Below are 19,873 nucleotides of genomic sequence, written 5' to 3' on the forward strand. Positions count from 1 at the left end.
TTGCGACCGTACCGGAACGTCCGGGCACCGACGGGCCGCTACCGCGCGGGCACCAGGCGGCTGGTGACGCCGCACCGGCCGCCGCCGTTCATGCGAGCCGACCGCCGTGCCCGGGAAGCTGGCCGCCGGGCGGCACGTACCGCAGCCGCCCGCTTCGGTCGGTCATCGGCGTGAACCCGGCGGCTTGCAGCCGGGCGGCGTACTTGGCTTTGTAGCGTCGGTTGATGACGAGCAAGCCGGGGAGGGTGGCCATGAGCGCGACCCAGACGATGCCGGCGATGGCCAGGTCGGTGGAGTCGCCGCCGAGCCGGAAGCCGAGGATCACGGCCAACACGGTGAACCCGACTCCCGCGATCACTGTCTTCTGCTTGTCGGTCGTCCTGGCGGCGAGGTCGAAACTGATGCGGGCCTTGAGCAGCTCGATCTCCTCGGGCACGAGCGACGGCAGCGAGCCCCCGTCGCCCGCTTGCGGGTACCGCGCCCGGTTCCGTTCGGCGCGCTCCCGGGCTTGCGGGCTGGGGTCGGGCACGAGCAGCATGATGAGCCCGTTGCCCTGCGGCCCACCGCCCTGCCGTATGTCCGCGTACGCGTAGCCGAACTGCTGGGCGATGAAGGCGAGCCGGGTCAGCTTCTTCATGGTCGCCATGGCGCTGGTGACCTCAACGGGCCCCCCGCCCGCCATCTCCCGCAGCATCTTCTGCACATGCCGCTTACTCACCGGCTCTGCCTCTGCTCAGTGTCATGGTGAACCCTTCTTCGTCCCGTGCCTCCATTGCGCAAAGGCCCTCGGCAGCAGCAAACGCGCGCCCTCGTTGCCCGGAACCGGTAGAGCACGACAGCCGGACCCGATCCCGTTGCGCGGTTTCCGCTGGTAAGAGCATCCTCCCCCGACAGAGCCTCGCGGATCATTGCCCGAACCCGGCAACGCCCCGGCCACCTCACTGCCGATCCCCCGCTCCCATCCCCGACGCTCCGAACCGGGTGGGTGATGTGGCCGCTACCGAGCGGGCAGGAGGCGGCTGGTGAAGCCCGCACGGCAGAGCCGGTCGAAGGCCAGGGACACCTCGGCCGGGACGGGCTGGCTGATCATGAACCCCTCCCGTCTCCCACACCTGGGGTGAGACGTCGGGCAGCAAGCGTTTCAGCTTCCCAGGTCGCCGTTCATCTGGCGGCGGGCATGGCTCCGCCATGCCCGCACGCGGGGCTCTCGCGCCCAAGGGGTGAGGGCGGTGTGGATGTCCTGGACGTACTCGCGGGCTCGGGCGGAGGCGACGCCGGCGAGGATGTCCACCGCGCGGCGGCCGACGGCCAGGCCCCGGTCGAGGTCGCGGGCCCGGAGATGCGCGGTTGCGGTGACGGACAGGCGCAGCCCGACGGCCCGGGTGTGGCCGGCGGGCATGGTGCACTGGGCGTCCCATCCGGCGGCGACGTGTGGTTTTCCCAGGTCCCGGTAGATTTCGACCGCGTCGCTGGCCATACGGGCGGGGCCGAAGTAAGCGATGTAGGTGGGGGATTCTTTCCCACGTGCGGCATCCAGCAGTTGCTCGCAGCCGGACATGGCGCGAGCCGCCGCCCGTTCGTCGCCTGTCCGGGCATGGGCTCGGGCCTCGATGAGCTGGGCGAAGGCGCGCACGCGGGGTGTGGCGTCACGGCCGGCGCGTTCGTAGGCGCCCCGGGCCATGTCGATGGCCTCGGTCGGGTAGCCGCGACGCATGGTCTGGAGCGCCATGGTGGCCAGGACGTAGGCGCCCAGCTCGGCGTTGCCGCCGGCCCGCGCCAGACTCAGTGCCTGGACGAAATGCTGCTGGGCGAGGGAGTGTTCTCCCGCGTCGAACGCCGCCCAGCCCGCAAGCCGGGACAGTTCGGCCGCGGCGGAGTACAAGCCGTCGGCGATCCGCTGGGAAGCTCTCCCGGTGAGCAGGGGGGCCGCACGGGTGGTCAGACAGTCCACGACCTGGCTGGTGCGCCAGTTCGCTCCGCCGTAGCGGGCGTCCCACTGCCGGGCCTGCTCCGCGTGCTCCCAGAGCTCGGTGAGGTCCTGTTGTCCGACGCGCCGGCCGCCGCCGTGGGCGGGGCGGCGACGGCCGGCTGGATCAGCCAGCGGGTGAGGGGCAGCGTGTAGGCACTGATGACGAACGCCCGTCCGACGAGTGAACGGCGGTGCATGTCTCTCCAGAAGTCGGCTGCCCGTTGTGCGGCGTCGGCAGGGTCACGTGGAAACTCCAGCCCGCCGGCGTCGTCTGGGCTGGAGGTGGCCATGCCGATCTCGGCGACGTCCACCGCGCGGCCGAGCCGCTCCCCCAACGCCTGTGCCAGCAGAGCGGGAACGGGCTGTCTCGGGATCATGCCGTCGAGCCAGTTCGCCACGCTCGTGTGGGTGTACGCCGTGGTCCGGCCGGCTGCGGCGGCTAGCTGGTTGACGCGGTGCGCCATGGCTTTGTGGCTGGCGCCGGACGCGGTGATGAGGGTGGCCAGTGCCTCGTTGGGTGATCGGGTCACTGTTTCCTCACCTCCTGACGGGGTGTCACCGTGGCCTCACCGAGCGTAGGACAAGTGGTGGGCGTGTCGGCCCCCTTGTGAGTTTTCAGCCCCCCTCGTGAGCCTCCCTCTCCCCCTGGACACCCGGTTTCCTGGTGTCCGCGCCCGGGGCGGGCATCACTCCGCCGCATCCGAGGCCTTTGCGAGTACGGCGTGGGGCCGGAACGCAGCAAAGCGTCCCGGCCACCCGAACAGCTCGCCATCGAACTCACCCGCTGCGCCGCGGCGGGACTCTGACGCGACCACCTGCTCGGGAAGCGTCGCGCGCGAGAACACGACCAGCCGGCTTGCCATGGGAGGACACCGTGGGTCTCACCCTCATCGGGAAGAGCGCCCCGGTGACGGCCGACGGCGGCTCGCCGACCGTGTGGGGGCACGGCGGAACGGCATGCCGGACTTCGCCGAATCGCTGAGGACCGCCCGGCGCACGACTGGGCACCTGGAATGCGGGATGGCCACAGCGTCGGTGAGGAGGCCGGGTGGCGCGGGGGCGGTTCCTCCTTCCGCGGGCCGCGCTCGTCGTTCAGGTGTCGACCACCGTGGCGACCGAGGCGGCCAGGGCGCGGCCCCAGGCCCGGTAGCCGGCGGGGCTGAGGTGGAAGCGGTCGGCGGCGAAGCCCGTTTCGGGGGAGATGAGCAGGGCGCCGACCGGGAGGTGGTGGACGTGCGGCTCGCGGCGGGCGACGCGGCGCAGTTGGGCGTCGAGCAGGCGGGCGTAGCCGCCCAGCGGGAGGCGGGCCCAGGGCGGCAGTGAGGGGAAGCGGTGCACCGGGGGCAGCCCGACGAGCAGCACCGGGACCGGTCCGCCGCGGCCCAGGCGGTGCCGGATCGAGGTGACCAGCGCCGTAATGTCGCGCCGGAACGCCGCCGGGGGGCGCAGCCGCAGCGCGTCGTTGGCGCCGGCCACCACCAGTACGAGGTCGGGCTGCCAGCGGGTCGCGGGCTCGGTGAGCCGGTCGAGCATGGTGGCGCGGACGAAACGGGCCGTGGCGCCGCGCCGGGCCGTCACCCGCCAGGAGACCTCGCGGCCCGTCAGCGCGGCGAGTCCGGCGGCGAGCTGGCCGGCCAGCGCCTCGGCGTGGGTGGCGGCGCCGACGCCGGCCGCGGCGGAGTCGCCGATCATCGCGATGCGCAGCGTGGGGGCGTTCCCGGGGACGAGTCCGGAGTCGTCGCCCGCCGCCTCCGGCAGCCGGGGGATGTGGCGCGTCATCCGGCGTATCAGGGTCTTTGTGTTCATCCGCTCTCCCGCTCACGCGCCACCCGGCCATAACGGCGTTATGCCCATAACAGTGTTATGACAGCGCTATGCTGGGCCCGTGTCAACCCCCACTCCCCCGGCCACCGCGCAGCGGCTGCTCGACGCCGCCGCCCGGCTGCTGTCGGAGGAGGGGCCCGCGGCGCTCACCACGCGGCGGCTGGCGCGGGAGGTGGGCGCCTCGACCATGGCCGTCTACACCCACTTCGGCAGCCTGGCCGAAGTGGTGCGGGGCGTGATCCACGAGGGCTTCCGGCGCCTGGCCGACCGGCTGCGGGCGTTGCCGGAGACCGACGACCCGGTGGCCGACCTCGCCACGATGTGCCGGGAGTCGCTCGAATACGCCCGCGCCGAACCGCACTTGGTCGCCGTGATGTTCGGCGGCACGACACTGGCCGGCTTCGAGCTGCGGGAGGACGACCTGCGCATCGGCGGCTACGCGCTGCGCATCCTCCGCGATCTGGTGGCGCGCTGCATGGCCGCGGGGCGGTTCCGCGCCGGTGACCCGATGATGGTGACCCGTCACCTGTGGTGCCAGATGCACGGCCTGACCCAGTTGGAGCGGGCCGGATACTTCGCGCCGGCCTTCATCCCCGAGGGATACCCGTACCTGGAGGGCCAGCTCCGGGACTTCGCCGTGGGCGCGGGGGACACCCTGGAGGCGGCGACCCGGTCCGTCGAGGAGTCCGTCCGGCGCTCCGGTGCGCGGCTGAAGAGGCAGCGGAACGCCGGACGGGGCTGAGGGGAACCGCGATGCGGTTGGGCGGCGCCGGGACCGTGTGGGGGCCGGCCCCGGCGCCGCTGGGGGGACGCAGGTCAGCAGCCGTAGTCGATGAGGTCGAACGACTCGTAGTGGTCGGCGGTGTAGTAGTCCTCCTGGTAGGAGTCGCCGGTGACGATGCGGCGGGCGCCGCGGGTGTCGCTGCCCGGGGTTTCCACCGTGTACTCGTGGTAGTAGCCCGTCGGCCGGCTGGGGAGCAGGCCCTCACGGTTGTAGAAGGTGCCGCCGTCCTGCGGGTAGGGGAACGGGCCGCCCTGTTCGATCAGGTCGAGCGTGTCGTACGCCTCGGTGGGCAGGTCGCTGTAGCAGATGTCGCCGTAGGCCAGCGGCTGCACCACGGCGCCGGAGGTGGGGGTGGGGGATGTGGGGGTGGCGGCGGTGGCCTGGCCGCCGATGAGCAGGGTGGTCAGCAGGGCGCCGAGCGCTCCGGTGCGGACGGTCCTGGAAAGGTAGTTCATGCCCATGCCAATAGTGTGACGCGCGTAGCGTTATCCGCGTCAACCGCGCATCCCGGATATTTCCCGGGAGTTCACATGGGCGCGCGCCCTTCCACAAGTTCGTCCCACGGCGCGCGCGACGGCGCACCCGTCAGGCCGTCAGGTCCCGGAAACGCGCGGCCAGTTGGCGCGCGCCGTCCTCGGTGAGGGAGCCGTGCAGCCGCAGCCGGGCGACGCCGCCGTCCGGATGGATGTCGAGCCGGGCGTGGGTGGCGGGCGGCACCTCGGCGTTCAGGACGAGGCGGTGGACCGCGTCCGGGAGCAGCGGTGTGCGCGGCAGCACCTCCCGCCAGTCGCCGGACTCCCCGTCGGCGACGGAGAGCGCGGCCCAGCCGGGGGCGTTGCCCTTGTAGGTGCCGGTGTCGATCTCCACGGCGCGGATGACGGCGCGCCCGGCGAGCCGGTAGCGCAGCCAGTCGTGGCCGCGGTCGCGGCGGCGCCGGGTCTCCCAGCCGTCGGCCATGGTGCGGGGCCGCCCGGGGTGGGTGGTGTGGACTGGTGGGGAGTAGAACCGGTCGGAGGCGTCCTCGGCCAGCCCGCCGTTCTCCAGCGCGGCCAGGTCGAACGTGCCGAGGGCGGCGAGCCAGGCCGGATCGGGCACCGCCTCGCCGTGGACGCGGAGCCGGGCGATCCCGCCGTCGGGGTACTGCGCGAGGCGCAGGTGTGTGAACCGGCGCCCGATGTCGACCGGGAAGACGTTGGCGGCGTGTCCGCCGACGGGTGTGCGCGGCACGAGTTCGGTCCAGCTCGTCTCGTCCTCGGGGGTGCTGGTGCCCCAAACGGCGACGGACTGGGGGTAGTTGCCCCGGAAGTGGGCGGTGTCCACGACGATGCCGCGCACCACGCCGGGCACGCCGAGCCGGATGAGCGCCCAGTCGTGGTCGCCGTCGGCCGGGTGCGGGTGGTCGGCCGAGGGGCCGCGCCGGCGGCGGGTCTCCCAGCCGTCCATGATCTGGCCCTTGTGGCCGAACGTCCCGGGGGCGAACTCGGGCCGGGTGGGCAGCAGCAGGTTCTCCCGCTCGGCGAAGAACTCGTCGCTGGCGGCGAGGACGGAGCCGCCCAGGCGGCGGTCGGCCAGGTCGGGGAGGTGGGCGAACGGCACGGTGGCGGGGTCCGGCGCGCGGTAGTCGGCGTAGGGGTCGCCGCCGTCGTAGGGGCGGGCGTCGCCGGTGAAGCCGGCGCGGGCGGTGGTCACGCCGTTCCCCTTTCGATGAGCCGGCCCGCGCACGCGGTGACGGCGCCGTCCTCGGCGACGAGCCGGCCGCGCAGCCAGGTGGCGCGCACGACGCCGTGCAGGGTGCGGCCGGCGTAGGCGGTGACCGGGTTGCGGTGGTGGAGCGCGGCGGGGTCGACGGTGAAGGTGGCCTCCGGGTCCAGGACGGCGAAGTCGGCGTCCCGGCCGGGGGCGATGGCGCCCTTGCGCTCCAGGCCGGCGAGGCGGGCGGGGGCGGTGGCCATCCAGTGGGCGACATCGGCCAGTTGGTGGCCGCGGCGGCGGGCGGCGGTCCAGACGGCGGGCAGGCCGAGCTGGAGGGAGGCGATGCCGCCCCAGGCGGCCCCGAAGTCGGGCACCTTCAGGTCGGCGGTGCAGGGCGAGTGGTCGGAGACGACGCAGTCGAGGGTGCCGTCCGCGAGGGCGGCCCAGAGCAGGTCCTGGTTGGCCGCCGGCCTGATGGGCGGGCAGCACTTGAACTCGGTGGCGCCGTCCGGGACTTCCTCGGCGGTCAGGGTGAGGAAGTGCGGGCAGGTCTCGGCGGTGATACGCACCCCGGACGCGCGGGCGGCGGCGATCAGGGGCAGCGCGCCGGCGGCCGACAGGTGCAGCACGTGGACGCGGGCGTCCAGCCGCCCGGCGAGCGCGATCAGCCGGGTGATGGCCGCGGTCTCGGCGGCGTCCGGCCGGGAGGCGAGGAAGTCGGCGTACCGGCGGCTGCCGTCGGCGGGCGGGGCGGCGGTCAGCGTCGCGGGATCCTCGGCGTGGACGATGAGCAGGCCGCCGAAGCCAGCGATCTCGCCGAGGGCGGCGGCGAGTTGGTCCGGGTCCAGCTCGGGGAACTCGGTGACGCCGGACGGGGAGAGGAAGCACTTGAAGCCGAAGACGCCGGCCTCGTGCAGGGCCTTGAGTTCGCCGGTGTTGCCGGGGATCGCACCGCCCCAGAAGCCGACGTCGGTATGCACGCCCGCCGCGCGGGCGGTGTCCCGTTTGACGCGGAGGTGGGCGGCGTTGGTGGTCGGCGGGATGCTGTTGAGCGGCATGTCCAGCACGGTGGTGATGCCGCCGGCCGCGGCGGCCCGGGTCGCGGTGGCGAACCCCTCCCACTCAGTGCGGCCGGGATCGTTGATGTGCACATGGGTGTCGACGAGGCCGGGCAGCAGCGCGGCGTCGCCGTAGTCCACGACCCGGGTGCCCTCCCCCGCCGGCGCCTCGTGGGGCAGGACGCCGGTGATCCGCCCGCCGGCCACGGCGACGGCCGCGGCGCGCGTGCCGTCGGGCGTGACCACGCGGCGCGAGCGCAGCAGGAGCTCGGTGCCGGTCAACGGGCCCTCCCTCCACCTGAGGGCTTCAACGTTCTGTTGAAGCGAACGCATCGATCCTCGGACGACGGGGACGGCACGTCAAGGGCCGCCGGGTAGGGTGCCTCATGACCGTCCGAAAGGAACGCGACGTGCCACCGTCAGATGTGCGCAAGCCCGCCGCCAATGGCGGTGGGGTCCAGTCCCTGGAGCGGGCCTTCGCTCTGCTGGAGCACATGGCCGATGCCGGCGGGGAGACGGGGCTCAGCGAGCTGGCCACGAGCAGCGGGCTGCCGCTGCCGACCATTCACCGGCTGATGCGGACCCTGGTCGCCTGTGGGTATGTGCGCCAGCAGCCCAACCGCCGTTACGCGCTGGGCCCGCGCCTCATCCGGCTCGGGGAGAGCGCCGCGCGGCCGCTGGCGACCTGGGCCCGGCCGCATCTGGCGCGGCTGGTCGAGGCGACCGGCGAGACGGCGAACATGGCGCTGCTCGACGGCGACGACGTCGTCTACGTGGCGCAGGTGCCCTCGCGGCACTCGATGCGGATGTTCACCGAGGTCGGCCGGCGGGTGCTGCCGCACTCCACGGGCGTGGGGAAGGCGCTGCTCGCGGGGCTGCCCGACGCGGAGGTGCGGGCCCTGCTGCGCCGCACGGGCATGCCGGCCGCGACGGAGCGGACGATCACGACGCCGGACGCGTTCCTGGAGGCGTTGCGGGAGGTGCGGGAGAACGGCTTCGCGGTGGACGACAACGAGCAGGAGATAGGCGTGCGTTGCATCGCCGTGCTGGTCCCCGACTCGCCCACCGCCGCCGCGATCTCGGTGTCGGGTCCGGCCGGCCGGGTGACGGAGGCGGCCACGGAGAAGATGGTCCCGCTGCTCCAGGAGGTCGCCCGCGACCTGTCCACGGCACTGGCCGGCGCGCGCGGCGAGGTGTGACGCCAGCCCGTACGGTCGGGCCAGCCCGTAGGGTGGGGGCATGCCGCAGGAATCGGCCGTCGCGGGGCTGCTGCTGGCCGCCGGGGGCGGGCGGCGGCTCGGGGGGCGGCCCAAGGCCCTGTTGACCTATCGGGGGCGGTTGTTCGTGGAGCACGCGGCGGAGGAGCTGCGTGCGGCGGGGTGCGCTCCGGTGCATGTGGTACTGGGGGCGGCGGCGGACGAGGTGCGCGCGCGGGCGCGGCTGGCGGGCTGTGCGCTGGTGGGGAATCCCGACTGGGAGTCGGGGATGGCCTCGTCGTTGCGGGCCGGGCTGGTCTCGCTGCCGCGAGGTCTCGGGGGCGCGCTGGTGGCGCTGGTCGACCAGCCGGGGATCGGGGCGGCGGCGATGGCCCGGGTGGCCGGGGCGTACCGGTCGCCGAAGACGCTGGCGGCCGCCGCGTATGGCGGGCGGCGCGGGCATCCGGTGCTTCTCGGGGCGGCGCACTTCCCGGGGGTGGTGCGCGCGGCGCGTGGCGACGAGGGCGCGCGGGGGTATCTGCGGGGGCGGGAGATCGCGCTGGTGGAGTGCGGCGATGTCGCCGCGCCGGACGACATCGACGAGCCGGGAGATCTGATTGATCTTCCATCATGAGGAAACTAACATCCGTTTCCAGTCTCGCTGAAGGAGTGACCGCCCATGTCCGCCGTCACCGTCGAAGCACCCACGCCCCAGCCCCGGCAGGAGGAGGTGCTGACCGAGGAGGCGCTCGCGTTCCTGGCCGAGCTGCACCGGCGGTTCACCCCGCGCCGCGACGAGTTGCTGCGCGCCCGCGCCCGGCGCCGGGCGGAGATCGCCGCGACGGGACGGCTGGACTTCCTGCCGGAGACGGCGGCGGTGCGGGAGGGCGACTGGCGGGTGGCCCCGGCGCCGCCCGCGCTGGAGGACCGGCGGGTGGAGATCACCGGGCCGACGGACCGCAAGATGACGGTCAACGCGCTCAACTCCGGGGCCCGGGTCTGGCTGGCGGACTTCGAGGACGCGTCGTCGCCGACCTGGGCGAACGTGATCGGCGGTCAGCTCAGCCTGGCCGACGCCTACCGCCGCCGGATCGACTTCACCGACGAGCGCGGCAAGGAGTACGCGCTGCGGCCGGACGCGGAGCTGGCCACGGTGGTGATGCGGCCGCGCGGCTGGCACCTCGACGAGCGGCATCTGACCGTCGGGGGCCGGGCCGTGCCGGGCGCGCTGGTGGACTTCGGGCTGTACTTCTTCCACAACGCGGCGCGGCTGATCGAGCTGGGCAAGGGGCCGTACTTCTATCTGCCCAAGCTGGAGTCGCACCTGGAGGCGCGGCTGTGGAACGACGTCTTCGTCTTCGCCCAGCGGGAGTTGGGGATCCCCGAGGGGACCGTCCGGGCCACCGTGCTGATCGAGACGATCACGGCGGCGTTCGAGATGGAGGAGATCCTCTACGAGCTGCGTGACCACGCCTCCGGGCTGAACGCGGGACGCTGGGACTACCTGTTCTCCATCGTGAAGAACTTCCGGGACGGCGGAGAGAAGTTCGTGCTGCCCGACCGCAACGCGGTGACGATGACCGCCCCGTTCATGCGCGCCTACACCGAACTGCTCGTGCGCACCTGCCACAAGCGCGGCGCGCACGCGATCGGCGGCATGGCCGCGTTCATCCCCTCCAGGGACGCGCAGGCCAACGCGCTGGCCTTCACCAAGGTGCGGGCGGACAAGGACCGGGAGGCGGGCGACGGCTTCGACGGGTCCTGGGTGGCGCACCCGGGGCTGGTCGCGGTGGCGCGGGAGTCCTTCGACGCGGTGCTGGGCGACCGGCCGCACCAGAAGCACCGGCAGCGCGAGGACGTGAAGGTCACCGCCGACGACCTGCTGGCGATCGACTCCCTCGACGCCCGGCCGACGTGCGAGGGGCTGCGCAACGCGGTGCAGGTGGGCACCCGTTACCTCCAGTCGTGGCTGGCGGGCCGGGGCGCGGTCGCCGTCTTCAACCTGATGGAGGACGTCGCCACGGCGGAGATCTCGCGGTCGCAGATCTGGCAGTGGATCAACACCCGTGTGGTGCTGGCCGATACCGGCGAGCCGGTGACGCGGGAGTTCGTGCGGCAGGTGGCGGCCGATCAACTGGTGAAGATGCGCGACGAGATGGGCGAGGACGCGTTCATCACCGGCGGCTGGGAGCGGGCGTTCGACCTGCTGATGCGGCTGTCGCTGGAGGAGGAGTACGTGGACTTCCTCACCCTGCCCGCCTACGAGCTGCTGGACTGACCGGCCGCCGCCCGCTCAGCGGCCCGCCGCCGTGGCCAGCCGCCGGGACTCGGCGCGGGCCGTGCGGGCGATGGTGTCCTCGTCGGCGGTGAGCAGGCGGCCGTTCTCGACGACGGGGACGCCGTTGACCAGGGACAGGGTCACCGGGGCGGGCGGGCCGAGGACCAGCGCGGCCACCGGGTCGGCGATGGTGGAGTGGCCGAGCCCGTCGATCCGCCACAGCACGACGTCGGCGAGCTTGCCCGCCTCCAGGGAGCCCGTCTCGCCGGCGCGGCCCAGCACTTCGGCGCCGCCGCGGGTGCCGAGGCGCAGCGCCTGACGGGCGGTCAGGGCGCGTTCACGGTGCGGGCCGAGGCGGTTGATCAGCAGGGCGTTGCGCAACTCGGTGTGCAGTTCGCCGCTTTCGTTGGACGCGGTGCCGTCCACGCCGAGGCCCACCGGGACGCCGGCCGCCAGCATGTCGGGGACGCGCGCGATGCCGGCGGCCAGCCGGGCGTTGGACGAGGGGCAGTGCGCGACGCCGGTGCCGGTGCGGGAGAACGCGGCGATGTCCGCGTCGGTCATATGGACGCAGTGCGCCATCCACACGTCCGGGCCCAGCCAGCCGGTGGCCTCGAAGTAGGCGGTGGGGCCCATGCCGAACAGCTCGTGGCAGAACTTCTCCTCCTCCACCGTCTCCGAGCCGTGGGTGTGCAGCCGCACCCCGAGACGGCGGGCGAGGGCGGCGGCCTCGCGCATCAGCTCGGTGGTGACGGAGAACGGCGAGCAGGGGGCGACGGCGATCCGCAGCATCGAGCCGAACGAGGGGTCGTGGTGCTCGCGCACGGCCCGCTCGGTGGCGGCCAGCGCGTCGTCGGTGGCCTCCACGGCGAAATCGGGCGGCAGCCCGCCGTGGGAGACGCCGCGGTCCATCGAGCCGCGGCAGGCGGTGAAGCGCACGCCGATCTCCCGGGCGGCGCGGATCTCGGCGCCGAGCAGGTCGCCGGCGCCGGCCGGGAAGACGTAGTGGTGGTCACTGGCGGTGGTGACGCCGCCGAGCGCCATCATGGCCAGGGAGCCGCGGGCGGCGGCATGGACCATGGCCTCGTCGATGCGGCCCCAGACGGGGTAGAGGGTGACCAGCCAGTCGAAGAGGTTGCTCTCCTGGGCCAGTCCGCGGGTCAGCCACTGGTAGAAGTGGTGGTGGGTGTTGACCAGCCCGGGGGTGGCCAGGTGGCCGGTGGCGTCCACGCGGCGCACGGCGCCCGGAAGTTGGACGGGCGCGGGGCCCTCGCCGACGGCCTCGATGCGGTTGCCCTCGATGAGGAGATGGCCGGAGGCGTACTCGGTGCCGTCGCCGTCGACGGTCGCGATGGCGCAGTTCTCGATCAGGATCCGCTGAGTGGCTGCCACGGAAAGCCTCCTGGCGTTACGGGGTCGTCGTGTCGACGGGAATCCGGGCCGGCGCGCCGTCGCGCAGCACGGTGGCCTCGATCAGGCCGTAGGGGCGGTCGGCGGCGAAGTAGACGGCGCCGTCGGCCGTTTCGTTCTTCATGCCGAAGGGTTCGAGATCGACCAGGAAGTGGTGCTTGTTGGGCAGCGAGAGGCGGATCTCGTCGATGCCCGGCTGCCGCTCGATCACTTCCGAGCCCATGCGGAACAGCGTCTGCTGGAGCGAGGAGGAGGACGTCCCGGCGAACGCGGCCAGCAGGTGCCCGCGCACCGCTTCGTGGGCGGCGTCCCAGTCGGGGGCGTCCGCCGCGTGCCGCCACACGGCTGTCACGTCCGTGGCCAGCACGCGGTCCCCGGCCTCCGGCAGCGTGGTGTACCGGTCCTTGACGAACCCGCGGAACTCGGAGTCGGTCGTGTTCATCACGGTCAGCCCGGTGAGGCCGCTGAAGATCTCCAGCTCCTCGCCGTCGAAGGCGATCCGCGCGGTGCGCGTCTCCCGCCCGGCGCGGACGAACGAGTGCTCCGCCTCCCCCGGCGTCGGCACCCGGTCCCAGGCGTACTCCTCGATGCGGATCCGGGCGCGGGAGATCGACGGCTGCGAGGTGACGAAGTGCCGGGCGAGCAGCGTGCCGAACTCCTCGGGCGAGGCGATGCCGTGCTCGCGGGCGAACGCGAAGACGGTGTTCTTCATCGTGTCGGTGGGCAGCACCGCGGCGTTGGAGCCGGAGTGGTGGACCTCCGCCATGTCGCCGGAGAGGGCGACCGAGACGTTGAGGTCGCGCACGTGGTGGACGGCGCCGTCGCGGGTGACGCGCACGACGCGGGTCTCCGCCTTGCCGTACTGGTTCTGGCCGAGCGTGGGCATGGGCAGGTCAGCTCCCTCGGTAGACGGAGTAGCCGAACGGGTTGAGCAGCAGCGGCACGTGGTAGTGCTCGCCGGGCACCACGGCGAAGGCGACGGTGACCTCGGGGAAGAACGCCGGGTCGGCGCCGGTCCGGGCGAGGTGCGGCTCGACCGCGAACGTCAGCCGGGCCAGCGCGGCGCCGCCGGGCAGCGGGGGCAGGCCGGCGCAGCGGCCGTCGTCGTCGGTCACGCCGGTGGCGTGCGCGGTCCAGTCGCCGCCGGGGCGGTCGGCCACGGACAGGGTGACGGCGAGGCCGGGCGCGGGTCGGCCGGCGCTGGTGTCCAGGACGTGGGTGGAGACGGTGGTGTCCGACTCGGCCAGCCGGGTCAGCCGGAGCCGGTTGATCTTCGCCAGCTCGCCCCGGGTGACGTCCCGTTCCGCCGCCGGGGAGTTGGCGAGGCGGGCGCGCAGCGCGTCCCGCATCCGCTCCCCGCTCAGTCCGGTGGCGCGGATGAGGAAGACATGGCCGAACCGCTCCTGGTAGGCGAGGTTCAGCTCCAGCATCTCTTCCCTGAGCTCGGCGGAGGCGTCGCTCATGCCGCTCTGCTCCCGGGCGGAGGCCGGGTCGCCGGGCTCGGGGCGGCCGATGGGCGGGTGGCCGGCCAGGGCCTCGGCGAGGCCGTCCTCGGTCAGCGCGGCGGTGGCGTCGTCGCCCGCGGCGAGCAGGTCGTCGAGGGCGGCGAACGGTCGGGCGGCGACGAGCGTGTCGCCCCAGGCCCGCGCGGCGCACACGCGCCGCAGCGCGCCGCGCACCGCGCGCTCGTCGGCGCCGTTGATCCAGGCCAGCCCCGGCGTCGGACTCTGCGTCATGGGGGACAGCTAAGCCGCACCGCCGGTGATCGTCAACAGTTTGTTGAACGGCCGGTGTGGCCAGGGACTTCCGGCGGGCGCGGCCAATTCCGGCAAAATGCGTACACGTCAGTGGCTTGTCGGTGAGAGGTCACTGGCCCTGTCTATCCTCGGGTCAGGGGGGAGCGTTGCCAGGGGGCCGTGGTCCTGATCCGGGCGGAGCCGCTCACGTCCTTCCGTTGATTCGGCCTTTTCCACGGACGGGCGGGGATCGTTCGCCGATCGGCATCGCAGGAGGAAAGGGAAAGGTACCGGGACATGAGGGGTTCCATTCCGACCGTTGGCCGCGACACTGAGCTCTCACAGATACGTCAGATCCTCGGCACCGTCGTCGCGGGCAGCGCCCGGGGCCTTCTGATCGACGGGCCGGTGGGGACGGGGAAGAGCCATCTGCTCAAGGAGGCCGTCCGGCAGGCCGAGCATTTAGGGATGACCGTCGCGTCGGGGCGGGCCACCGAGCTGGACCGGGTGGCGCCGCTCTCTCTCCTGCTGACCGCGCTGCGGACGAGCGAACCACCCGTCATCGACGCGGCCGAGCTGGCGGAGCTCGGCACCCGGGGCGGCCAGGAGACCAACCGGTTCTGGCTGCTGGACCGGATCGGCCAGGTGATCGAGGAGCACGGGCGGCACCGTCCGCTGCTGGTCGCCCTCGACAACATCCACTTGATGGACGAGCTGACGGCGCTGGCGCTGCAGACGCTGGTCCCCAGGCTGCGGTCGCTGCCGGTGATGTGGGTGATGGCCGGCCGGACGGACGCCGACCCGCGGAACTGCCGCTTCGTGGACGGCTGGCGGGGCGAGGAGCTCACGCAGCGCATCAGGCTGCGGCCCCTGGACTCCGAGGCCATCAAGGCGTACTGCGCCCACGTGTTCGGCGCCGCCGCCGGCCCCGGGCTCGCGGCCCTCGCCATGCGCAGCGGCGGCAACCCCTTCCTGCTGAAGCGGCTGCTGGCGACCCTGCACGCGAGCGGCCGGGTGTCCACGGCGGGCGGCACCGCGATGGTGGGCGGCGACGATGGCCTGCCCTCCGACTTCGTCTCCGCCGTCAACGCCCAGCTTCGCCATCTCTCGCCCGCGACACGCCGGTTCCTCGAAGCCGGGGCCGTGCTGGGCTGCCCCTTCTCCGTGGACGAGGTCGCCGCCCTGCTGGGCCGACGGACCATCGACCTGATGTCCCAGATGGACGAGGCGGTGATGGCGGACGTCCTGGTCGACGACGGCGCGACGTTCACCTTCCGCCACGACCTCGTCCGGGAGGCGATCTACGAGCGGCTGTCCGGGCCGCTGCGCCGCGCGCTGCACCAGGAGGCCGCCGCCGTCCTGGAGCAGCGCGGCGGGCCGCGCGCCGAGGTGGCCCTGCACCTGGCGCGGGGGGCCGGCGAGGACAGCCCGCGGACGATCACCGCCCTGTGCGATGCGGCGCAGGAGATGGCCCACACGGCGCCCAGCGCCGCCGGTGACCTGCTGCTCCAGGCGCTGGAACTGGTCCCGGACGACGACTCCCGGCGCTCGGCGCTCGTGGCCAGAACGGTGCGGCTGCTCGCGAACGCCGGCCGCATATCCGAGGCCCGCGAGCTGGGCGAGTCCGCGCTGCACGAGAACCGGCCCGAGGTGTACGCGGGGCTGGCCGAGGCGCTCAAGCACGCGGGCCAGGACTCCCTGGTCATCGACTACACCCAGCAGGCCATGGCCATGCCCGGAGTGCCGGGCCCGGTCCGGGCGCAGCTCCTCGCGATCCAGGCGCACGCCCTGCTCAACCGCGACGACCCGCACAACGCCGAGGCCATGGCGGCCGAGGCGATGAAGACGGCGGAGCCGCCGACGGTGGTCTTCGCGGCCGCGGCACGCAGCGCCGCGGCGCGCGCCCTCGGCCGGATCGGGGAGGCGGTCGAGATCGCCTCCGACGCGGTGCGGCTCGCCGACGACTCGGGCCAGGAGGCGCGCCACCGGCACCCCCGGCTCTGGCTGGGGCTCGCCCTGACCGCGGCGGACCGGCTGGACGAGGCCGACGACGTCTTCGAGCGGGGATCGCGGGAGGCGCACGAGCTGGGCTCCGCCTGGTCGCTGCCGCTGTGGTACTTCGGCAAGGCCGAGGCGAGGATGATGGGGGGCCGGCTGGACGACGCCGAGACGGAGGCCCTGGCGGGCCGGGCGGAGTCCGAACGGCTGGGCGCGCTCGCCGTGGTGCCGTCCCTGCTGCTTGTGCTGGCCCAAGTGACGATCCAGCGGGGCGACTTGGCGCGCGCCGGCGAACTGGTGCGGGAGGCGCGGCGGCTTGAGCGGTCCGGTTACGGCTTCCCGCCGGAGACCCTGGCCTGGGTGCGGGCCCAAATGGCGTACCTCGAAGGGGATCCGAGGGGCGCGGTGACGGCGCTCGCCGGAGTGTACGACACGCTGCCGGAGCGTCCGCTGCTGCTCACCCGGGTCGGCTGGGCGGCCCCGGCGCTGGTCCGGTTCGCGCTGGACGCGGACGCGGACCTGGAGGCGAAACGGGCGGCGGAGGCGGCCCGGCGGCTCGCCGACCTCTCGCCGGGGATCGACTCGCTGACGGCCTCCGCCCTGCACGCGGAGGCCCTGCTCCACGGGGACCACGAGACGCTGCGCGCCGCGGTGGACGCCTACCGGTCCGGCCCCCGGCAGCTCGCCCGGGCGATGGCGCTGGTGGAGTTCGCGCGCGGCGAGGCCCGGGCCGGGCGGCGCAGCCGGGCGATCGCCGTCCTGGAGGAGGCGCTGGAGCTGTTGACCCGCTGCGGGGCGAAGCGGGCGATGGCCCGGGCCCAGCGCGACCTGCGCATCCTGGGGATCCGCCCCCGGAAGTGGCGGACGGTGGCGCGGGCCAAGACCGGCTGGGACAGCCTCACCCTCGCGGAGCTGCGCGTGGTGCGCCTGGTCGCCCAGGGGCTGACCAACCGGGCCGCCGCGGAACGGCTCTTCCTGTCCAGACACACCGTCGACACGCACCTGCGGCACGCCTTCGCCAAGCTCGGGATCTCCAGCCGCGTGGAGCTGGCCCGCCACGCCCTGCTGGCCGATCAGGAGTCGGCGGCCCGGCTGAGCCCGGATCACGTAAAGGCGTGATGTCCCGGTCACGCGGAGCACGCAGACTGCCTAGGGTCCTGTCCTGTCGATCTTGTCGGATCAGCCTGCGGCGTCTGGTGCGTGCGATCGCAAGGCGCCGGATCGCAGCTCGTACTTGGCCGTACTCGCGCGATTCGGCAACGCAGCGAGCGTGCGTGCCTGGGGGTACCTCCCGCTTGCGGGGGAGCGTCGCGGGCCCGGCGAGATCGGCCGGACAGGGCCCAGGGCGCCGGTGCCGCGCGGCACCGCGCGCCCGTGCCGCAGCCACTTCGGCTGATCGGAGAAAAAGGCTCATATGTCTGTGGAGGCTCATATGCCCGTGAACAAGGTCGCCATCGTCACCGGAGCCACCCGCGGCATCGGTCGCGCGGTGGCCGAGCGGCTCGGCCGCGACGGCGCTTCCGTCATCGTCAACTACCGTGCCGAGCGCGACGGCGCCCAGGAGAGCGCCGAGGACGTGGTCAAGGCGATCACGGCCGCCGGCGGCAACGCCCTGGCCGCGGCCGGTGACGTGAGCCGGGCCGGCGATGTGAAGGGCCTGTTCGACGTGGCCGAGGAAAAGTTCGGCGGGGTGGACATCCTGGTGAACAACGCCGCGATCTACGCGGCGGCGCCCCTGGAGTTCATGCCGGAGGAGCTGTTCGACCAACTGGTCGCGGTCAACCTCAAGAGCGTGTTCTTCGCCGGGCAGCAGGCGACCGCACGGCTGCGGGACGGCGGCCGGATCGTCAACATCGCGGCCGGGCTGCCGAACGGCGGCATCGCCTTCATGGGCGCGTACGGCGCCACCAAGGCAGGTGTCGAGGTGCTGACCCGCTCGCTGGCCCACGCCCTGGGCGCGCGCGGCATCACCGTGAACGCGGTGCTGCCCGGCCCCACGGACACCGACATGCTGTCCGAGGAGGCCCGCAAGATGGAGGGCCAGATCATCGGGATGACCCCGCTGGGCCGCCTCGGCCAGCCCGCCGACCTGGCGGACGTCGTGGCGTTCCTCGCCGGTGAGGACTCCCGCTGGATCACCGGCCAGGCCATCGCCGTCAACGGCGGCTTCGAGTAGGCCCCTCGTTCGCCGAACGGCCGTGCGCCGGGCCCGCCCCCCCCCGGCGGGGCCGCGGGCGGGGGGGCGGGCCCGCCCCCGGGGGGGGGGCCCGGCCGCACGGCATGTGGCGGGCCGTCAGGAGGCGGTCGTCCGCCTGACGCCGGAGACCAGGATGTCGCCGAGGCCGCCGACGTAGAACCGTCCGGCCGGGTCGAAGCCGGCCTCCGCGAGCCACTGTTCGTACTCCCCGGCCGTGTAGACCATGCCCTCGCCCGAGGCGATGGTCTGGAAGTAGGCCGACAGATACGCGGCGAGCTCGGGGCCCGTCTCGTCGTCGTCCTGGACGGGGGTGAGGATGAAGACCCGGGCCCCTCCCTCCAGGGCCCGGGCCGCTTTGGCGAGGAGCATCCGGTTGCGGTCGACCGACCAGATCTCCAGGAAGTGGGCGAAGATCACGCCGTCGCAGCCGCCGGGCAGTTCGTCGTTGAAGACGTCCAGGCCCACCGCGCGCACCCGGCTCTCCAGGCCCGCCTCGGCGATCCGGGCGCCCGCGGCCTCGACGACGGTCGGCAGGTCGGCGATCGTGATCTCCAGGTGCGGCCAGCGGCGGGCCAGCGCGATGGCGTTGACGGCGGTGCCGCCGCCCACGTCCAGCAGATGGCGGCACCCCGACAGGTCCAGCTTGCGCGCCAGGTCGGCGGCGACGGACCGGCTGACCGAGCCCATCATGTGGTGGAACGTGGTCTCCAGCTCCGCGTGGCCGGCCAGCCGCCCGTAGAGGGTGTCCGCGTCACCGGGCAGCTCCCGCCGGAGACCGACGTTGGTGTTCTCCTTCAGGGACTCGTAGAACCAGCTCATCGCGCGGTACGTCAGGTGGTGCTCGAACGGGACGAACGCGCCCGGCAGGTCGGTCACATCGGCCGCCAGAGGCTCCGATATCGCGGTGATGAAGTAGCCGTCGCCGTCCTTGCTCACCAGGCCGGCCACGGTGCAGCCCAGCAGCAGGACGCGCGTCGGCTGCTCGTCCATCTCCAGCCGCTTGGCGATCTCGGCGCGCGTCAGGCCCGGGTGGGCCGCGAGGAGTGTGAACAGGCCGGACCGGAATCCGGCGCTGAGGAACTGGAATCGGTAGTGGGCCTTGTAGAGCGGACGGAGTTCGGCCTCCGCGCGGTGTTCCGGCCGGGGGCCCAACGTTCGCGACATGTCTTCCCTCTTCCTTGTGAATTGGTGCTCGTTCCGCCGTGGACGGCCCATCCCGGCGCCGGTGTCAGTCCAGCGCGACACGATGGCGGCGGCCCAGGTCCGGCACGCTGCCGAGATCCAGGGAGATGCCGAACTGCTCGGCGTGCTTCAGCAGGGCGTTCAGGTCCGGATCCGCTATCGAGCCGATCGCCTCGTCGATTCCCGCGAAATACGCGTCCAGGTTTCCCGGCGCGATCACCATGGCGAGGCGTGTCGTGCCGGTGCCGGCGTTCCAGAACGTGTGGCGGACGCCCCGGGGCGCGAACAGCACCGTGCCCGGGCCCGCCTGGATCTCCCGCTCGCCGAGGACGGCGCCGACCGTCCCCTCGGCCACATAGACCGTCTCGTCCTCGTGCCGATGGGTGTGCACCGGTGCCAGCAGACCGCCCGGCGCCAGCACGATGTCCAGCACGCTGGACGCGCCGCCGGTCGCCGTGCTCGGCAGGGCGACCCGTTCGGAGACCTTCGGGTGCGTCAGGCGGAATCCGTCCCCGGGGCCGGTGACCGCGGGCGGCAGCGGGGTCATCG

General features: G+C 73.4%; 19 protein-coding genes. 6 read left to right on the forward strand and 13 right to left on the reverse strand.

Annotated features, from left to right (window positions below; all coding sequences use genetic code 11):
• Nucleotides 1-88: 88 nt before the first annotated feature.
• The 5 genes from RM590_RS15620 to RM590_RS15640 form a co-directional block, all read right to left on the reverse strand.
• Entirely contained in the window at nt 89-718 is a 630-nt protein-coding gene (locus RM590_RS15620) for a hypothetical protein (RefSeq protein ID WP_311705169.1), read from the reverse strand.
• Nucleotides 719-1,141: 423 nt separating this feature from the next.
• On the reverse strand, nt 1,142-1,951 hold the full coding sequence (locus tag RM590_RS15625; protein ID WP_311705170.1) for a sporulation protein: 810 nt from the start codon (nt 1,949-1,951) through the stop codon (nt 1,142-1,144).
• On the reverse strand, nt 1,939-2,499 hold the full coding sequence (locus tag RM590_RS15630; protein WP_311705171.1) for a hypothetical protein: 561 nt from the start codon (nt 2,497-2,499) through the stop codon (nt 1,939-1,941). The genes RM590_RS15625 and RM590_RS15630 overlap by 13 nt, the downstream gene beginning before the upstream one ends.
• 156 nt (nt 2,500-2,655) lie before the next feature.
• Entirely contained in the window at nt 2,656-2,832 is a 177-nt protein-coding gene (locus RM590_RS15635) for a hypothetical protein (protein ID WP_311705172.1), read from the reverse strand.
• Nucleotides 2,833-3,061: 229 nt separating this feature from the next.
• Entirely contained in the window at nt 3,062-3,775 is a 714-nt protein-coding gene (locus RM590_RS15640; RefSeq protein ID WP_311705173.1) for an SGNH/GDSL hydrolase family protein, read from the reverse strand.
• Between the two features lie 79 nt (nt 3,776-3,854).
• Between RM590_RS15640 and RM590_RS15645 the strand changes: the two genes are divergently transcribed.
• Nucleotides 3,855-4,535 (forward strand): TetR/AcrR family transcriptional regulator, encoded by a 681-nt coding sequence (locus RM590_RS15645; protein ID WP_311705174.1) that lies wholly within the window; start codon nt 3,855-3,857, stop codon nt 4,533-4,535.
• 74 nt (nt 4,536-4,609) lie between these two features.
• Here RM590_RS15645 and RM590_RS15650 read toward each other — a convergent pair whose 3' ends face one another.
• The 3 genes from RM590_RS15650 to allB form a co-directional block, all read right to left on the reverse strand.
• Nucleotides 4,610-5,032 carry a ribonuclease domain-containing protein gene (locus RM590_RS15650; protein ID WP_311705344.1) on the reverse strand — a complete coding sequence of 141 codons (423 nt, stop codon included), beginning with the start codon at nt 5,030-5,032 and terminating at the stop codon, nt 4,610-4,612.
• 130 nt (nt 5,033-5,162) lie between these two features.
• On the reverse strand, nt 5,163-6,266 hold the full coding sequence (gene alc, locus RM590_RS15655) for an allantoicase (RefSeq protein WP_311705175.1): 1,104 nt from the start codon (nt 6,264-6,266) through the stop codon (nt 5,163-5,165).
• Nucleotides 6,263-7,609: an allantoinase AllB gene (allB, locus tag RM590_RS15660; protein ID WP_311705176.1), complete on the reverse strand. Its 1,347-nt coding sequence runs from the start codon at nt 7,607-7,609 to the stop codon at nt 6,263-6,265. Before allB ends, alc begins: the two co-directional genes overlap by 4 nt.
• A 104-nt stretch (nt 7,610-7,713) precedes the next feature.
• Between allB and RM590_RS15665 the strand changes: the two genes are divergently transcribed.
• Genes RM590_RS15665 through aceB form a run of 3 tightly spaced genes read left to right on the forward strand, consistent with a single transcriptional unit; the run spans nt 7,714 to nt 10,801 of the window.
• A complete protein-coding gene (locus RM590_RS15665; protein WP_311705177.1) occupies nt 7,714-8,526 on the forward strand; it encodes an IclR family transcriptional regulator in 813 nt (270 codons plus the stop codon).
• Between the two features lie 40 nt (nt 8,527-8,566).
• Nucleotides 8,567-9,157 carry a nucleotidyltransferase family protein gene (locus RM590_RS15670; protein ID WP_311705178.1) on the forward strand — a complete coding sequence of 197 codons (591 nt, stop codon included), beginning with the start codon at nt 8,567-8,569 and terminating at the stop codon, nt 9,155-9,157.
• A gap of 45 nt (nt 9,158-9,202) precedes the next feature.
• On the forward strand, nt 9,203-10,801 hold the full coding sequence (aceB, locus tag RM590_RS15675; RefSeq protein WP_311705179.1) for a malate synthase A: 1,599 nt from the start codon (nt 9,203-9,205) through the stop codon (nt 10,799-10,801).
• Nucleotides 10,802-10,816: 15 nt separating this feature from the next.
• Here aceB and RM590_RS15680 read toward each other — a convergent pair whose 3' ends face one another.
• From RM590_RS15680 to uraD, 3 genes are read right to left on the reverse strand one after another with little or no spacing between them, the layout of a single operon-like run.
• Nucleotides 10,817-12,193, reverse strand: a complete 1,377-nt coding sequence (locus RM590_RS15680) for an 8-oxoguanine deaminase (protein ID WP_311705180.1) — start codon at nt 12,191-12,193, stop codon at nt 10,817-10,819.
• A gap of 16 nt (nt 12,194-12,209) precedes the next feature.
• Nucleotides 12,210-13,097, reverse strand: coding sequence for a factor-independent urate hydroxylase (gene pucL / locus RM590_RS15685; protein WP_311705181.1), 888 nt, complete (start codon nt 13,095-13,097; stop codon nt 12,210-12,212).
• A gap of 7 nt (nt 13,098-13,104) precedes the next feature.
• A complete protein-coding gene (gene uraD, locus RM590_RS15690) occupies nt 13,105-13,947 on the reverse strand; it encodes a 2-oxo-4-hydroxy-4-carboxy-5-ureidoimidazoline decarboxylase (protein WP_311705182.1) in 843 nt (280 codons plus the stop codon).
• Between the two features lie 297 nt (nt 13,948-14,244).
• Here uraD and RM590_RS15695 point away from each other — a divergent pair, with 297 nt between their 5' ends.
• Together RM590_RS15695 and RM590_RS15700 are read left to right on the forward strand one after the other, a co-directional pair.
• The gene (locus tag RM590_RS15695) at nt 14,245-17,064 is read left to right on the forward strand and encodes an ATP-binding protein (RefSeq protein ID WP_311705183.1); all 2,820 of its coding nucleotides are present in this window, start codon (nt 14,245-14,247) and stop codon (nt 17,062-17,064) included.
• A 313-nt stretch (nt 17,065-17,377) separates the two neighbouring features.
• Entirely contained in the window at nt 17,378-18,121 is a 744-nt protein-coding gene (locus RM590_RS15700; protein ID WP_311705184.1) for an SDR family oxidoreductase, read from the forward strand.
• A 117-nt stretch (nt 18,122-18,238) separates the two neighbouring features.
• Here the strand turns inward: RM590_RS15700 and RM590_RS15705 are convergent, their stop codons facing one another.
• Complete coding sequence (locus RM590_RS15705; protein ID WP_311705185.1) at nt 18,239-19,306, reverse strand: methyltransferase; 1,068 nt, start codon at nt 19,304-19,306, stop codon at nt 18,239-18,241.
• Nucleotides 19,307-19,370: 64 nt separating this feature from the next.
• Entirely contained in the window at nt 19,371-19,871 is a 501-nt protein-coding gene (locus RM590_RS15710) for a cupin domain-containing protein (protein WP_311705186.1), read from the reverse strand.
• Nucleotides 19,872-19,873: the final 2 nt, after the last annotated feature.

The organism is Streptomyces litchfieldiae, assembly GCF_031845365.1.
Classification (GTDB): Bacteria; Actinomycetota; Actinomycetes; order Streptomycetales; family Streptomycetaceae; genus Streptomyces; species Streptomyces litchfieldiae.

Coding starts and splice junctions, on each gene's coding strand:
- RM590_RS15635 (WP_311705172.1), bottom strand. CDS start 2,832: ATGGCAAGCCGGCTGGTCGTGTTCTCGCGCGCGACGCTTCCCGAGCAG.
- RM590_RS15640 (WP_311705173.1), bottom strand. CDS start 3,775: ATGAACACAAAGACCCTGATACGCCGGATGACGCGCCACATCCCCCGG.
- RM590_RS15650 (WP_311705344.1), bottom strand. CDS start 5,032: ATGAACTACCTTTCCAGGACCGTCCGCACCGGAGCGCTCGGCGCCCTG.
- RM590_RS15665 (WP_311705177.1), top strand. CDS start 7,714: ATGACCGTCCGAAAGGAACGCGACGTGCCACCGTCAGATGTGCGCAAG.
- RM590_RS15670 (WP_311705178.1), top strand. CDS start 8,567: ATGCCGCAGGAATCGGCCGTCGCGGGGCTGCTGCTGGCCGCCGGGGGC.
- aceB (WP_311705179.1), top strand. CDS start 9,203: ATGTCCGCCGTCACCGTCGAAGCACCCACGCCCCAGCCCCGGCAGGAG.
- pucL (WP_311705181.1), bottom strand. CDS start 13,097: ATGCCCACGCTCGGCCAGAACCAGTACGGCAAGGCGGAGACCCGCGTC.
- uraD (WP_311705182.1), bottom strand. CDS start 13,947: ATGACGCAGAGTCCGACGCCGGGGCTGGCCTGGATCAACGGCGCCGAC.
- RM590_RS15695 (WP_311705183.1), top strand. CDS start 14,245: ATGAGGGGTTCCATTCCGACCGTTGGCCGCGACACTGAGCTCTCACAG.
- RM590_RS15700 (WP_311705184.1), top strand. CDS start 17,378: ATGCCCGTGAACAAGGTCGCCATCGTCACCGGAGCCACCCGCGGCATC.
- RM590_RS15705 (WP_311705185.1), bottom strand. CDS start 19,306: ATGTCGCGAACGTTGGGCCCCCGGCCGGAACACCGCGCGGAGGCCGAA.
- RM590_RS15710 (WP_311705186.1), bottom strand. CDS start 19,871: ATGACCCCGCTGCCGCCCGCGGTCACCGGCCCCGGGGACGGATTCCGC.